Raw genomic sequence first — 13,747 nt, forward strand, 5'->3', positions numbered from 1 at the left:
AATGACCGACGAATTCTCCGTAGAAAGCGTCTACGCCGAGCTGCTGGGCCGTGCGCCGGAAAACAAGATGGAGCCGCGGCTGGCGCCGTTGCGCCGGGCGATGGACATCCTGGGGGAGCCGCAGAAGGCCTACCCGATCATCCACATCACCGGCACCAACGGCAAGACCTCCACGGCCCGCATGATCGAGGCCGGGCTGCGCGCGCACGGACTCAGCACCGGGCGTTACACCAGCCCGCACCTGTCCAAGGTCACGGAACGGATCAGCATCGACGGCGCCCCGGTTTCGGACGCGACGTTCGTGCGGATCTGGGACGAGATCCGGCCCTACCTGCAGATCGTGGACGGTGAACTTGAGGCCGAGGGCCAGCCCCGGCTGACCTACTTCGAGTGCCTGACCATCCTCGGCTTTGCCATCTTCGCGGACCAGCCCGTCAACGTCGCCGTCATCGAGGTGGGACTGGGCGGCATCACCGATGCCACCAACGTCGGCGACGGCCAGGTCGCCGTGGTCACACCCATCTCCCTGGACCACACGGACCTGCTGGGCGACACCACCGCGGACATCGCCTACGAAAAGGCCGGCATCATCAAGCCCGGCGGTTTCCTGATCAGCGCCGCGCAGCCGGTGGACGCGGCGCAGGTGCTGCTGGAGAAGGCCAAGGAAACGCACGTGCCGTTCCGCTTCGAGGGTGTGGAGTTCGGCGTCGAATCCCGGACTGTCGCCGTCGGCGGCCAGATGGTGGACATCAAGGGCATTGCGGGCCGGTACGAGGGACTCCTGGTGCCCCTGCACGGGGCACACCAGGCGCAGAACGCCGCCGTCGCGGTGGCCGCCCTGGAGGCTTTTTTCGGCGGCGAGAAGGCGCTCGACGCCGACATCCTGCAGGAGGCCTTTGCCTCCGTCTCGTCCCCCGGACGACTCGAGGTGGTCCGCACCGCGCCCACCATCATCGTGGACGCGGCCCATAACCCGGAAGGCATCCGGGTTTCGGCTGAGGCCATCCACGAGGCTTTCAGTTTCACCAAACTCGTGGTCGTCGTCGGCGTCCTGCGTGAGAAGGACGCCGAAGAGATCCTCCGCCAGCTCAAGGAATCCCTGGGCGACCTCGCCGGGGAATACTGCTTCACCCAGTCCAACTCCCCCCGGGCAGTACCGGCCGAGGACCTCGCCGAACTCGCGCTGGACCTGGGCTTCGGCGAGGACAACATCCACGTCGCCGAGAAGCTCGACGACGCCCTGGAATGGGCCGTGGAACGTGCCGAAGCCAATGAAGAACTCGCCGGCGGCGTGCTCGTCACGGGATCCATCACCCTCGTGGCAGAAGCCCGGATCCTGCTCGGAAAGGCAGATGCCTGAGCGATGGCACGACTCACCAAAGCCCAGCGCGAATGGCGCCCGGGTATGCCCAAGAAGCGCCGCTCCACCAAGGTCATGTTCGCCTCCACAGTCCTGCTGCTGGAGGCCTTCGTGGCGCTCTTCGGCACGCTGGCGGTCTTCGGACTGCGGCGTGGCGAATTTCCCCCGGTCCTGATCTTCGCGGTGGGGATCGCCCTGTTCCTGGTGCTCGTCTTCACCTGCGCGGTCGTCTCCAAGCCCTGGGGCATCGGCCTGGGCTGGATCCTGCAGTTCGTGCTGGTCCTCTCCGGAATCGTCGAGCCCACGATGTTTGTGGTGGGATTCCTGTTTGCCGTGTCCTGGTGGTACGGGATCAGGACCGGCATCCGGATTGACCGCGAGGCAGGCCAGCGGGAACGCGTGCAGGCCGCCTGGGACGCCGCCCACCCCGAAGGCCAGAGCAACTAGACTTATTTCCGAACCCCACCCCGACACATTGGAGCAGCTGTGAGCGTTGAGCGCACCCTAGTCCTGATCAAGCCCGACGGCGTCGCCCGTAACCTGACCGGCGCCATCCTGGGCCGGATCGAAGCCAAGGGATACACCCTTGCCGACCTCAAGATGGTCACCGCGAGCCGTGAACTGCTCGAACAGCACTACGAGGAGCACGTCGGCAAGCCGTTCTACGAGCCGCTCGTCGAATTCATGCTCAGCGGACCCGTCGTCGGCGCCGTCTACGAGGGACACCGGGTCATCGAGGGCTTCCGCTCGCTCGCCGGCACCACGGACCCGACGACGGCGGCGCCGGGCACGATCCGCGGCGACTTTGGCCGCGACTGGGGCCTGAAGGTCCAGCAGAACCTGGTCCACGGCTCGGACTCGGTGGAATCGGCCGAACGCGAGATCGGCATCTGGTTCTAGGAGCTACCGGGTACCGCCCCACCGAGGTGACAGCTAAGGCCAATGAACGCACGCGTTCATTGGCCTTAGCTGAAACCTCGCGGCGGTCGGGATGTCAGTAGCCGGAGGTGCCGACGAAGACCTGGACAAAGGCGAAGAAGATCGTGGCGATCACGGCGACGTAGAGCAGCGCCGCGAGGACCCAGCCGGAATCGCCCAGGATCCGGGTGGGGCCGGCCGGAAGCGGGATCACGCCGTGGGACACATTGCGCACCGTCACCCAGACAAACAGCGGAATCATGGCGGCCCAGACGATCATGCAGAACGGGCACAGGATGTGGATGGAGTACAGGGCCTGGGACCAGAGCCACACCACGAAGGCGAAGCCCAGGGTCACACCGGCCTGCAAGCCGAGCCAGTACCAGCGGGCGAACCGGGCGCCGGCGAGGATGCCCATGGCGGTGGTGATGATCACGGCGAAAGCGACAATCCCGATGAACATATTCGGGAAGCCGAAGACCGAGCTCTGCCAGGTCTGCATGACCTGGCCGCACGAAATCCACGGGTTCACGTCGCAGACGGTGACGTGCTTCGGATCCTTGAGGACCTCAAGTTTCTCCAGCACCAGGGTTCCGGAGGCCAGCCACCCGACGACGCCGGTGATCAGCAGGAGCCACGCGAACGGCCGGTCACGGGTCATTGGCGGAAGCGGCCGCTCCGCCGTTGCCGGGCCGGAGCCACTGTGTTGCGCGGTCGCGTCGCCGGTGGCGCTGGAGATGCTGGGCATGGAATGACAGTCCTTTGCGTCGGGTGCTTCTGGTACCGATTGTATCGCCGCAGGCCGGGCAAACCCGGTGACGTGCCCCTGACCCGGCACGATGGCGCTCCTGCGGAGCGCTGATTCTGCGCTGACACCCCCTGCTTACAGCTGCTTTGACGGCTCTTGTGAGACAATGATCGTGGCTGGAACCCGATCCACATCCGGATTCCGGTCCGGTGACTTTGTTTCCAAGACCGCCAATGATGAGCAGGGAGCTACGGATCCTCTGATCCAAGCTATCCGCAATGCCATTGGACGGCACCTGGTTGTGGCGTGTAGATCAACGGGTTCCAGAACAATCTCGCCGGCCCTCCAGGGCTGCCGCACCCCACTGCCGGTGCGAACCTGAGGGTATCCAATTGACTTCTGTCAATGCCTGCGGGTGTTGGCGAATAGTTGCCCCGACGGGTGCCGGATGTGGCGGCACATCAGGGGCAGGAGTGTTGCCACATATGGATAATGACCAGATTGTAGCCGTTAACGAAGCAGCAGTTGTTAACGAGGGAACAGCAGAGACAGCGGGAACAGAAGAAAACGCGGAAACAGCAGCTCCGGCAGCCCCCAAGCGGGCTGTCAGGACACGGCGCAAAGCCACCCCGAAAGCAGAGCCGACGGAGCCTGCCGCTGAAGCGGCAGCCACGGGCGAAGCACCCGCCGCAGTCCCGGCTGCAGAGCCGGCCGAGGCAGCAGCCTCCGAAGTAAAAGCCAAGGCACCGGCCCGGCGCACCCGCGCCCGGAAGCCGGCGGCCGAGCCGCTGCCCCCTGCCGAGGAAACTGCCGGGGAGGAAACCGCGGGTGAGGCCGCTGTCCAGGCAAGCGCGCAGCCCGGGGCTGAAGCCCAGACCGCTGAAGCTCCCGCCGAGGCTCCCGCAGCAGAAAAGCCTGCCCGGCGTCGTGCCAGCCGGGCCAAGACTGCCGCCCCGGCCGTTGAAGCTGTACCGGAACCGGCCCCCGCAGCGGAGGAAGTCGCAGCGCAGGAATTCGCAGCGGAGGCTGCCGGGACGGCTGTCGCCGCCACAACGGCGACTGAAGCTTCTGCAGCAGGTGCCCCCGCCGCAGAGGCCCCGGCTGCTGCCGCAGCCCCTGCTCCGGCCTCCTCGCTCTTCCTCGAGCCCGGAGCAGTCACGTCCATGATCTTCCAGGCCCCCGACCTGAGCACCGTGGTCCGCCCGGTCACGGTTGAGGCCGCCGAGGAGGACGAAGAAGAAGGTGGCGAAGAAGGCGAAGACGCCAGCCGCCGCCGCCGTCGCAGCCGCGGACGCCGCGGACGCACGACCCGCACGGCCGGCGAATCCGAGACCGAGGCAGAAGGTTCCGCAGAGGAAGCCGAAGAAGGCTCCGAGGGAACCCTGGAGGAGGGCGTGACCTCGCGCCGCCGCCGGCGCCGCCGCCGTGGTGACCAGGACCTCGAACTCACGGGCGGGGGAGACAACGATCCGCCCAACACGGTGACCCGGGTCCGCGCACCCCGTGCGGCCACCGAGGCGCCGGTCAACAACCGCGTCACGTCCCTTAAGGGCTCTACCCGCCTTGAGGCCAAGAAGCAGCGCCGCCGGGAATCCCGCGACACCGGACGCCGCCGCACCGTCATCACCGAGGCCGAGTTCCTGGCCCGCCGCGAATCCGTGGACCGGCAGATGATCGTCCGCCAGCGCGACGACAGAATCCAGATCGGCGTCCTCGAGGACGGCGTCCTGGCCGAGCACTTTGTCTCCAAGACCCAGCAGGATTCCCTGATCGGCAACGTCTACCTGGGCAAGGTCCAGAATGTGTTGCCCTCCATGGAAGCCGCCTTCGTCGACATCGGACGCGGCCGCAATGCCGTCCTCTACGCCGGTGAAGTCAACTGGGATGCGGTCAATCTCGAGGGAAAGCAGCGCCGGATCGAGAACGCGCTGAAGTCCGGGGACTCCGTGCTCGTCCAGGTCACCAAGGACCCTGTCGGCCATAAGGGCGCCCGCCTCACGAGCCAGATTTCGCTGCCCGGCCGTTACCTCGTGTACGTGCCCGGCGGCTCCATGACCGGCATCTCCCGCAAGCTGCCCGACGTCGAACGCAACCGGCTCAAGCGGATCCTCAAGGACCGCCTGCCGGAAGATGCCGGCGTGATCGTCCGTACCGCGGCCGAGGGTGCATCCGAGGAAGAGCTCACACACGATATCAACCGGCTGCGGGCCCAGTGGGAAGGCATCGAAAGCCAGTCCACGTCCACCAAGATCCTCGCCCCCGAGCTGCTCTACGGCGAACCCGACCTGACCATCAAGGTGGTCCGCGACGTCTTCAATGAGGACTTCTCCAAGTTGATCGTCTCCGGCGAGGAAGCCTGGGACACCATCGAGGCCTATGTCACCTACGTGGCGCCGGATCTGGTGGGCCGGCTCGAGAAGTGGACCAAGGACACGGACATCTTCGCTGCGTGGCGGATCGACGAGCAGATCCACAAGGCCCTGGACCGCAAGGTCTTCCTGCCCTCCGGCGGTTCCCTCGTGATCGACCGCACCGAAGCCATGACCGTGGTGGACGTCAACACCGGCAAGTTCACCGGCTCCGGCGGCAACCTTGAGGAAACCGTCACCAAGAACAACCTGGAGGCGGCCGAGGAAGTCGTCCGGCAGCTCCGGCTCCGGGACATCGGCGGCATCATCGTGATCGACTTCATCGACATGGTGCTCGAATCCAACCGCGACCTGGTCCTGCGCCGCATGGTGGAGTGCCTGGGCCGGGACCGGACCAAGCACCAGGTGGCCGAGGTGACCTCGCTGGGGCTCGTGCAGATGACCCGTAAGCGGATGGGCACCGGGCTGCTCGAGGTCTTCGGCGAACAGTGCGAGGCCTGCGCCGGCCGCGGCATCGTCACGCACGACGAGCCGGTCGAGCACCGCCGGGCCAACACCGTCGCCGCCGAACACTACGTGCCGCGGACCGAATCCCAGCCCGCGGCCGTCCGGACCGAGCGCAAGGGCCGCCGCCGCGGAAAGGGCGGACAGGCCCTGGAGGGCGCCCCGACGGCTGCGCCAGCGCACGCCGAGCCCACCGAGGCAGAGCGCCACGCCAAGGCGGAGGCAACGCGTGCCGCCCTGGCCAACATCGCCGCCGCTGCGCACGCCGCCCACCTGCACGATGGGGAGACGGCCGCCGAGGCCGGAACCCGCCGGGCCGACGCCGCGGCCCGCCAGGCCGCGGTCCAGGCGGCCCTCGAGCTGGCCGAGAAGGAAGATGCTGCGTCGGGACGTCCCGCCGCCGTGCTGACTTTCGGCGGCGAGCAGGTTGCCCTGCCGTTCGTGGAGCACACCGAGGAGGCGCCGGCTCCGGCACTCACGCTGGATCTGCTGAATGAGGCCTTCGCCCAGCTGGGCGAAGAAGCCCAGGTTGAGGAAGACCAGGCTCCGGCAGCCGTGTCCCGGCCTGCGGTCTCCAGGCCCGCGCCGGCAGCGGAAGGCACCACGCCCCGCGCCCGCCGCGGACGCCGGAACCGGAGCGCCAGCCGCGCCCAGGGGGCAGCCAACGCGACGTCCGTTGAACACCACGAGGCACTTGAACACCGCGAGGCAACCCGGCCGGCCGCAGCCGTCCATGAGGCCAAGGCTCCGGCCACGCCGGCGGCCAAGCCCGCCGCAGCGAACGAGCCGATCATCCTCGGCGTCGGTGTGCCGGCGTCGGAGCTGTAGCACTCCGGTACTGCCTGGGACCGCGGGTGCGGCCCGGGGCCGGCGTAGCAATACGCCGGTTCCGGGCCGCACCCGCGGGTTCGTTAAGGGAATAAGGCTAGGCTGGAGGACTGACACGGGGTGCCGCGCATCGGGCCGGCTGAGATCCAGACCCGTTGAACCTGTCCGGTTAACACCGGCGAAGGGATGTCTGTTTTGTCCTTTTCAAGCCTTCCGTCTGCGTTTCTTCCTTACCCGCCGCTTGCCGCTACGCAGCCCCGGATTCCGCGGGTGCTGGCCATCGCCGGCTCCGACCCCTCCGGCGGAGCGGGGATCCAGGCCGACCTGAAAAGCATCGCCGCGAACGGCGGCTACGGGATGGCGGCCATCACCGCCCTGACGGCACAGAACACCCGGGGAGTCCGGGCCGTGCACGTGCCCCCGGCCGAATTCCTCACCGCGCAGCTGGACGCGATCAGCGAGGACATCATGATCGACGCCGTCAAGATCGGCATGCTGGGGGACGCGGCCGTGATCGACGCCGTCCGCGGCTGGCTCGAAAAGGTCCGCCCCGGCGTGGTGGTGCTTGATCCGGTGATGGTGGCCACGAGCGGGGACCGGCTCCTGGCGGAGTCCGCCGCGGCCGCCCTGCAGGCCCTGCTGCCACTGGCTGACCTGATCACGCCGAACCTCGCCGAGCTGGCCATCCTGCTCCAGGAGCCCGTCGCCGCGGACTGGGCCGCGGCCCTGGAACAGGGAAAACGGCTGGCCGCACTGGCCGGCACCACCGTGCTGGTCAAGGGCGGACACCTGAAGGACGGCGGCGCCGACGGCGGAGGCTGCCCGGACGCGCTCGTCAACACCGGGGGACTGCTGGGGCACGAGACCGTCGTGGTGCCCGGCGAACGCGTAGCCACCCGCAACAGCCACGGCACCGGCTGTTCGCTGTCCTCGGCGATGGCCACCGTATATGCCCGGGTGGGGGACTGGGAGGCCGCCCTCCGGGAGGTCAAGCCCTGGCTGCAGGGCGCCCTGCGGGAGGCGGGGAGCCTCGACGTCGGATCCGGCAACGGCCCCGTCCACCACTTCCACCACCTCCAGCATCTCAGCCAGGATCATGGCAGCACAGCCCGGGCCCACGGCCCGGCCCCGGCAGAAGGCGAGTTCGCCGTGGCACTGCGGGAAGGTGCGGCCGCAGACCTGGCCACGATTTTCGGCCTGGACTTCATCCGGGGCCTGGCCGACGGCACGCTGCCCGAGCACGAGTTCGCCTACTACCTCGCGCAGGACGCCATCTACCTCAACGGCTACTCCCGGGTCCTGGCCCGCGCGGCCGCCCTCGCGCCGTCGGAGGCCGAACAGCTGTTCTGGGCCCGCTCCGCGCAGAATTGCCTCGAGGTCGAATCCGAGCTGCACCGGACCTGGCTCAGCACCCGCCCGACCGACGCGCACCTGGGTCCCGTCACCAAGTCCTATGTGGACCACCTGCTCGCTGCCTCGGTCGCAGGCAGCTACGGGGTGCTGGTGGCCGCGGCCCTGCCGTGCTTCTGGCTCTACGCCGAGGTCGGGGCCACGCTGCACGGGGAGTTCCTCGCGGCCGGCGCCCCGCCGGAGCACCCCTACGCGGACTGGCTGCGGACCTACGCCGACGAGGAGTTTGCCGCCGCGACCCGGCAGGCGATCGCCTTCACCGATGCGGCAGCGCGGTCCGCCTCGGAAAGCGAACGGAATGCCATGGTGCTGGCCTTCCGGCAGTCGGCGCGCTATGAAGTCGATTTCTTCGACGCGCCGAGGCTGCACTCTTGACCTGACCGGCCCCGCATTGCCTGTACGATAGTCGGGCACGGTTCCGGATATTATCGCGGTACCACGTGGTCACTGCCGCGTGGCGCCTATCACGAACTATCCACCGGAACCAGCCTCATTTGCGGCCGAAGGCAAAATTAGCGTAGTCTAGATCTTCGGTGCTTACGCCAACACTTGGGTTATGACCTTGAGGACACTTCATTCGATACCGAATGGAATTGTCCACGGGATAGCTCATGGGTTCCCCCGGGGAACCCACCGGCGTAGAGGCACAGCGTGAGCCGGACCAAATAACTTGGACCCAGGTTCCGCACGCAAATCTAGTAATAAACGTCGAGAGAAGTGAGTTCCACAGTGGTGTACGCGATTGTCCGCGCAGGCGGCCGCCAAGAGAAGGTTTCCGTTGGAGACTTCGTTACCCTGAACCGCGTCCCCGGTGGAGCCGGCAGCACCTTTGAGCTGCCCGCACTGCTCCTGGTAGACGGTGACAAGGTTACGTCCGCTGCCGCGGACCTGGCCAAGGTAACGGTTACGGCTGAGATCCTCGAAGACCTTCGTGGTCCGAAGATCGTCATCCAGAAGTTCAAGAACAAGACCGGCTACAAGAAGCGCCAGGGTCACCGTCAGGAATTGACCAAGGTCAAGATCACCGGTATCAAGTAACTAACCGTTACTGTTCAGGTTTTCAGCAGATTCCCCAGAATTTTTAAGGCAGGCATTTCAGATGGCACATAAAAAAGGCGCGAGTTCCACTCGCAACGGTCGTGACTCCAACGCCCAGTACCTCGGCGTCAAGCGCTTCGGCGGCCAGGTAGTTTCCGCAGGCGAGATCATCGTCCGCCAGCGCGGCACCCACTTCCACCCGGGCGCCGGCGTCGGCCGCGGCGGGGACGACACCCTGTTCGCACTGGCCCCCGGTGCAGTCGAGTTCGGCACCCGCCGTGGTCGTCGCGTTGTGAACATCGTGGCTGCTGCAGCTGCAGAGTAACAACAAGTTCTAAATCGGTGGGGCGGGCCATTAGGTCCGCTCCACCGGTGTTTTAACCGCATTACAATCATCTTGGGCCTCCTTGGGGGCCCGGGGAACAGCACTGAGGAGATCCACGTGGCGAGCTTTGTAGACCGGGTAGTACTGCACGTATCCGGCGGTACCGGCGGCCACGGCTGTGTCTCCGTCCACCGGGAGAAGTTCAAGCCCCTCGGTGGCCCCGACGGCGGCAACGGCGGCAATGGCGGCGATGTCATCCTGCGCGTCGACCCGCAGACCACCACCCTGCTGGACTACCACCATGCCCCCCACCGCCACGCCACCAATGGCGGCCCCGGCATGGGCGACTGGCGCGGCGGCAAGAACGGCGAGACCCTGATCCTTCCGGTTCCCGAGGGCACCGTGGTCAAGTCCAAGGACGGCACCGTCCTGGCCGACCTCGTCGGCGAAGGCACCGAATACATTGCGGCTGCCGGCGGCATCGGCGGCCTCGGCAACGCCTCGCTCTCCTCGCAGAAGCGCCGCGCGCCAGGCTTTGCCCTGCTCGGAATCGAGGGCGAGTCCAGCGACATCGTCCTGGAACTGAAGTCCATCGCGGACATCGCCCTCGTGGGCTTCCCTTCGGCGGGCAAGTCCAGCCTTATCGCGGCGATGTCCGCGGCACGGCCCAAGATCGCCGACTACCCCTTCACCACGCTGATCCCGAACCTGGGCGTCGTCCAGGCCGGTGAGGTGCGCTTCACCATTGCGGACGTCCCGGGCCTGATCGAGGGCGCCAGCGAAGGCAAGGGCCTCGGCCACCACTTCCTGCGGCACGTCGAGCGTTGCGCCGCACTGGTGCACGTGCTGGACTGCGGCACGCTGGAATCGGACCGCGATCCGCTCTCCGACCTGGCCATCATCGAGGCCGAGCTGGAGAAGTATGCCGTGGACATGAGCTACAGCGGAACCGACGGCGAAGTCGTGCCGCTGAACCACCGCCCCCGCCTCGTCGCCCTTAACAAGGTGGACCTGCCCGACGGCAAGGACATGGCCGAGTTTGTCCGCCCCGAACTCGAATCCCGCGGCTACAAGGTCTTTGAAGTCTCCGCGACCAGCCACGAAGGCCTCCGCCAGCTCGGCTTCGCCATGGGCGAGATCGTCAAGGCAGCCCGCGACGCCGTCGCCGCCGCACCGCCCAAGGTGCACGCACCGGTGCTCAAGCCCCGCGCCGTCAACGAATCCGGCTTCACGATCCGCCGCGAAGAGAAGAACCTGGAGCCGCTGTTCCGCGTACTCGGCGACAAGCCGGTGCGCTGGGTCAAGCAGACTGACTTCACCAACGAGGAAGCGATCGGCTACCTCGCGGACCGCCTCGCCAAGCTCGGCATCGAAAATGAGCTGTTCAAGAAGGGCGCCAAGCCGGGCGACACTGTCGTCATCGGCGAGGACGACGGCGTCGTCTTCGACTGGGAGCCGACCATGATGGCCGGCGCCGAACTGTTGGCCTCCCCGCGCGGCACCGACGTCCGCTTCGCGGACATCGGCGATCGCCCCACCCGCGGGCAGAAGCGCGACGAGCAGCTCGAGCGCCGCGAGGCCAAGGCCGCCGCCCGCGCCGAACTCGAAGCCGAACGCAAAGCCGGCATCTGGACCGAATCCGTCAGCGGCCGCCGCGCCGCCAAGCCGCTCAAGGAGAGTGGACTGGGCGAAACAGATGACGAGTAAGGCCGTCACTGTGCCCGGTTCAGCGCTCACCCCGGACAGATCCGTGCTGTCCGGGGCCCGCCGGATCGTGGTCAAGGTGGGCTCGTCCTCGCTGACCTCGATCAAGGGCGGCATCGCGGAGGAGGCCCTGACGGACCTCGCCGATGCCCTCGCCCACAAGCGCAACGCCGGCACCGAGATCATCCTGGTGTCTTCCGGTGCCATCGCGGCCGGCCTGGCTCCCCTCGGTCTGGAGAAGCGTCCCCGTGACCTCGCCACCCAGCAGGCCGCCGCCAGCGTCGGCCAGGGCCTGCTGATGGCCCGGTACACGCACGCATTCGGGGCGCACGGGGTGACCGTCAGCCAGGTGCTCCTCACCGCCGATGACTTCATGCGGCGCAGCCAGCACACCAACGCGTTCCGGGCCCTGAACCGGCTGCTCAACCTCGGCGTCGTTCCCGTGGTCAACGAGAACGACACCGTCGCCACGCACGAGATCCGCTTCGGCGACAACGACCGGCTCGCCGCCCTCGTCGCCCACCTCGTCCGCGCCGACGCACTCGTGCTGCTCTCCGACGTCGACGCGCTCTACGACGGTCCGCCCTCGCACGGCGCCAAGCGGATTCCGCACGTCGCCGGGCCCCAGGACCTCGTGGGCGTCTCGATCGGCCGCACCGGCAAGGCCGGGGTCGGTACCGGGGGCATGCTCACCAAGGTCGAGGCAGCATCCATCGCGGCGGGCTCGGGCATCCACGCCCTCGTGACGTCCACACCCAACGCGGCCGCCGCGCTGGCGGGGGAGGACGTGGGGACCTGGTTCTCCGTCAACGGCTCGCGGAAGCCGATCCGGCTGCTGTGGCTGGCCCACCTTGCTTCGGTGGAGGGCACCCTCGTGCTCGACGACGGCGCGGTCAGGGCCGTGCGGGAGCGCCACACCTCGCTGCTGCCGGCCGGCATCTCCGCCGTCCACGGCCACTTCGAGGCCGGCGACGCGGTGGAGATGGTATCGCCGGACGGCACGGTGATTGCCCGCGGGCTGGTCAACTACGCCGCCGCCGAACTGCCGCAGATGCTGGGCCGGTCCACCAAGGAACTCGGCAAGGCCCTGGGCCGCGGATATGACCGGGTCGTGGTTCATGTTGACGACCTGGTGCTGGTCTGAGCCTCCGGCTCGCCTAAACTTGAAGCATGACTGAGGCCCTGACTCCCCACGCCGCCGTATTTTCCGAAGGCACAGAATTTTCTGAAGATTCCTCCGGACACGCCGGGACCCCGGCGGTACCGAAGGCAGGCTCCGCTGCCGACGTCGAGTCCGCCGTCCACGCCATCGCCGACGGCTCCCGGCTTGCCGCCCGCAGGATGGCCCGCGCCAACCGGGCGTGGAAGGACCGCGGCCTGCGCGCCATCGGCGCCGCGCTGCTCGAGCACAAGAACCAGATCCTCGCCGCCAATGCCAAGGACGTCGCCGCCGGCCGGGCCAACGGCACCACCGCCGCCCTGCTGGACCGGCTGACCCTCACCGGCAGCCGGATCGAGGCGCTGGCCGCCGCCATGGAGAACCTCGCCGCCCTGCCCGATCCTGTCGGCAACGTGGTCCGCGGCCAGACGCTGCCCAACGGCCTGCGGCTACGCCAGATCAACGTGCCGATGGGCGTTGTTGCCGCCATCTACGAGGCGCGCCCCAACGTCACCGTGGATATTGCCGGACTCGCACTCAAGAGCGGCAACGCCGTTATCCTGCGCGGCGGCAGCGCTGCCGCCGCCACCAACGCCGCCCTCGTCACGATCCTCCGCGACGCCCTGGAAACGGCAGGCCTGCCGGCCGACGCCGTCCAGACCATCGACCAGTATGGCCGCGAAGGCGCCAACGTCCTCATGCGCGCCCGCGGCCGGGTGGACGTGCTGATTCCCCGCGGCGGCCGCGAACTGATCCAGTCCGTCGTGACCAACGCCTCAGTTCCGGTGATCGAGACCGGCGAGGGCAACGTCCACATCTACCTGGATGCCTCCGCAAACGAGGAAATGGCGGTGGAGATCCTGCTCAACGCCAAGACCCAGCGGCCCAGCGTCTGCAATACCGTGGAGACGCTGCTGGTGCACTCCTCCTCCACCGTGCTGCCCGCCGTCGCCGCTGCCCTCCGCGCGGCCGGCGTCACCCTGCACACGGACGCGAGGGTCCGCGCCGCCCTCCCGGCGTCGATCGAATCCGTGCCCGCCACCGAGGAGGACTGGGCCACCGAGTACATGGACCTGGACCTTGCCGTGGCCATGGTGGACAGCCTGGACGACGCCGTCAAGCACATCCGCACCTGGTCCACCGGACACACCGAGGCCATCCTGACCAACGACCTCGCCAACGCCGAGCGCTTCATCGCGGAGGTCGACTCCGCCGCCGTGATCGTGAACGCCTCGACCCGGTTCACCGACGGCGGCGAGCTGGGACTGGGTGCCGAAGTGGGGATTTCGACCCAGAAGCTGCACGCGCGCGGCCCCATGGGACTCACCGAACTGACCACCACGAAGTGGATTGTGCAGGGCGAGGGCCAGATCAGGGGCTAGCA

At 67.7% G+C, this 13,747-nt stretch carries 11 protein-coding genes and 1 riboswitch; of the genes, 10 read left to right on the plus strand and 1 reads right to left on the minus strand.

Translation table 11 applies throughout. The features are described from left to right. The first annotated feature begins 1 nt into the window (after position 1). Genes E5206_RS10570 through ndk form a run of 3 tightly spaced genes read left to right on the plus strand, consistent with a single transcriptional unit; the run spans position 2 to position 2,260 of the window. Entirely contained in the window at positions 2-1,360 is a 1,359-nt protein-coding gene (locus E5206_RS10570; RefSeq protein WP_136322443.1) for a folylpolyglutamate synthase/dihydrofolate synthase family protein, read from the plus strand. 3 nt (positions 1,361-1,363) lie between these two features. After that, positions 1,364-1,807, plus strand: coding sequence for a DUF4233 domain-containing protein (locus E5206_RS10575; protein ID WP_136322444.1), 444 nt, complete (start codon positions 1,364-1,366; stop codon positions 1,805-1,807). A 39-nt stretch (positions 1,808-1,846) separates the two neighbouring features. Further along, positions 1,847-2,260 (plus strand): nucleoside-diphosphate kinase, encoded by a 414-nt coding sequence (gene ndk / locus E5206_RS10580; RefSeq protein ID WP_136322445.1) that lies wholly within the window; start codon positions 1,847-1,849, stop codon positions 2,258-2,260. Between the two features lie 94 nt (positions 2,261-2,354). On the opposite strand, the gene E5206_RS10585 is transcribed toward ndk, so the two are convergent. Beyond that, positions 2,355-3,026 carry a vitamin K epoxide reductase family protein gene (locus tag E5206_RS10585; RefSeq protein WP_136322446.1) on the minus strand — a complete coding sequence of 224 codons (672 nt, stop codon included), beginning with the start codon at positions 3,024-3,026 and terminating at the stop codon, positions 2,355-2,357. 485 nt (positions 3,027-3,511) lie between these two features. On the opposite strand from E5206_RS10585, the gene E5206_RS10590 reads away from it, so the two are divergent. From E5206_RS10590 to E5206_RS10620, 7 genes are all read left to right on the plus strand, one after another. Further along, positions 3,512-6,727: an Rne/Rng family ribonuclease gene (locus E5206_RS10590; RefSeq protein ID WP_136322447.1), complete on the plus strand. Its 3,216-nt coding sequence runs from the start codon at positions 3,512-3,514 to the stop codon at positions 6,725-6,727. 106 nt (positions 6,728-6,833) lie between these two features. Further along, positions 6,834-6,931, plus strand: a riboswitch (TPP riboswitch). Then, positions 6,914-8,512, plus strand: a complete 1,599-nt coding sequence (locus E5206_RS10595) for a bifunctional hydroxymethylpyrimidine kinase/phosphomethylpyrimidine kinase (RefSeq protein ID WP_168709316.1) — start codon at positions 6,914-6,916, stop codon at positions 8,510-8,512. It overlaps the preceding riboswitch by 18 nt. Positions 8,513-8,866: 354 nt before the next feature. Next, positions 8,867-9,175 carry a 50S ribosomal protein L21 gene (rplU, locus tag E5206_RS10600; RefSeq protein ID WP_018773353.1) on the plus strand — a complete coding sequence of 103 codons (309 nt, stop codon included), beginning with the start codon at positions 8,867-8,869 and terminating at the stop codon, positions 9,173-9,175. Positions 9,176-9,236: 61 nt separating this feature from the next. Next, positions 9,237-9,500, plus strand: a complete 264-nt coding sequence (gene rpmA / locus E5206_RS10605; protein WP_069952019.1) for a 50S ribosomal protein L27 — start codon at positions 9,237-9,239, stop codon at positions 9,498-9,500. 117 nt (positions 9,501-9,617) lie between these two features. Continuing rightward, a complete protein-coding gene (gene obgE / locus E5206_RS10610) occupies positions 9,618-11,207 on the plus strand; it encodes a GTPase ObgE (RefSeq protein ID WP_136322449.1) in 1,590 nt (529 codons plus the stop codon). After that, complete coding sequence (gene proB, locus E5206_RS10615) at positions 11,197-12,348, plus strand: glutamate 5-kinase (RefSeq protein WP_136322450.1); 1,152 nt, start codon at positions 11,197-11,199, stop codon at positions 12,346-12,348. Before obgE ends, proB begins: the two co-directional genes overlap by 11 nt. Positions 12,349-12,374: 26 nt before the next feature. Continuing rightward, positions 12,375-13,745, plus strand: a complete 1,371-nt coding sequence (locus E5206_RS10620) for a glutamate-5-semialdehyde dehydrogenase (RefSeq protein ID WP_136322451.1) — start codon at positions 12,375-12,377, stop codon at positions 13,743-13,745. Positions 13,746-13,747: the final 2 nt, after the last annotated feature.

Origin of the sequence: Arthrobacter sp. PAMC25564 (assembly GCF_004798705.1) — a bacterium.
Classification (GTDB): Bacteria; Actinomycetota; Actinomycetes; order Actinomycetales; family Micrococcaceae; genus Arthrobacter.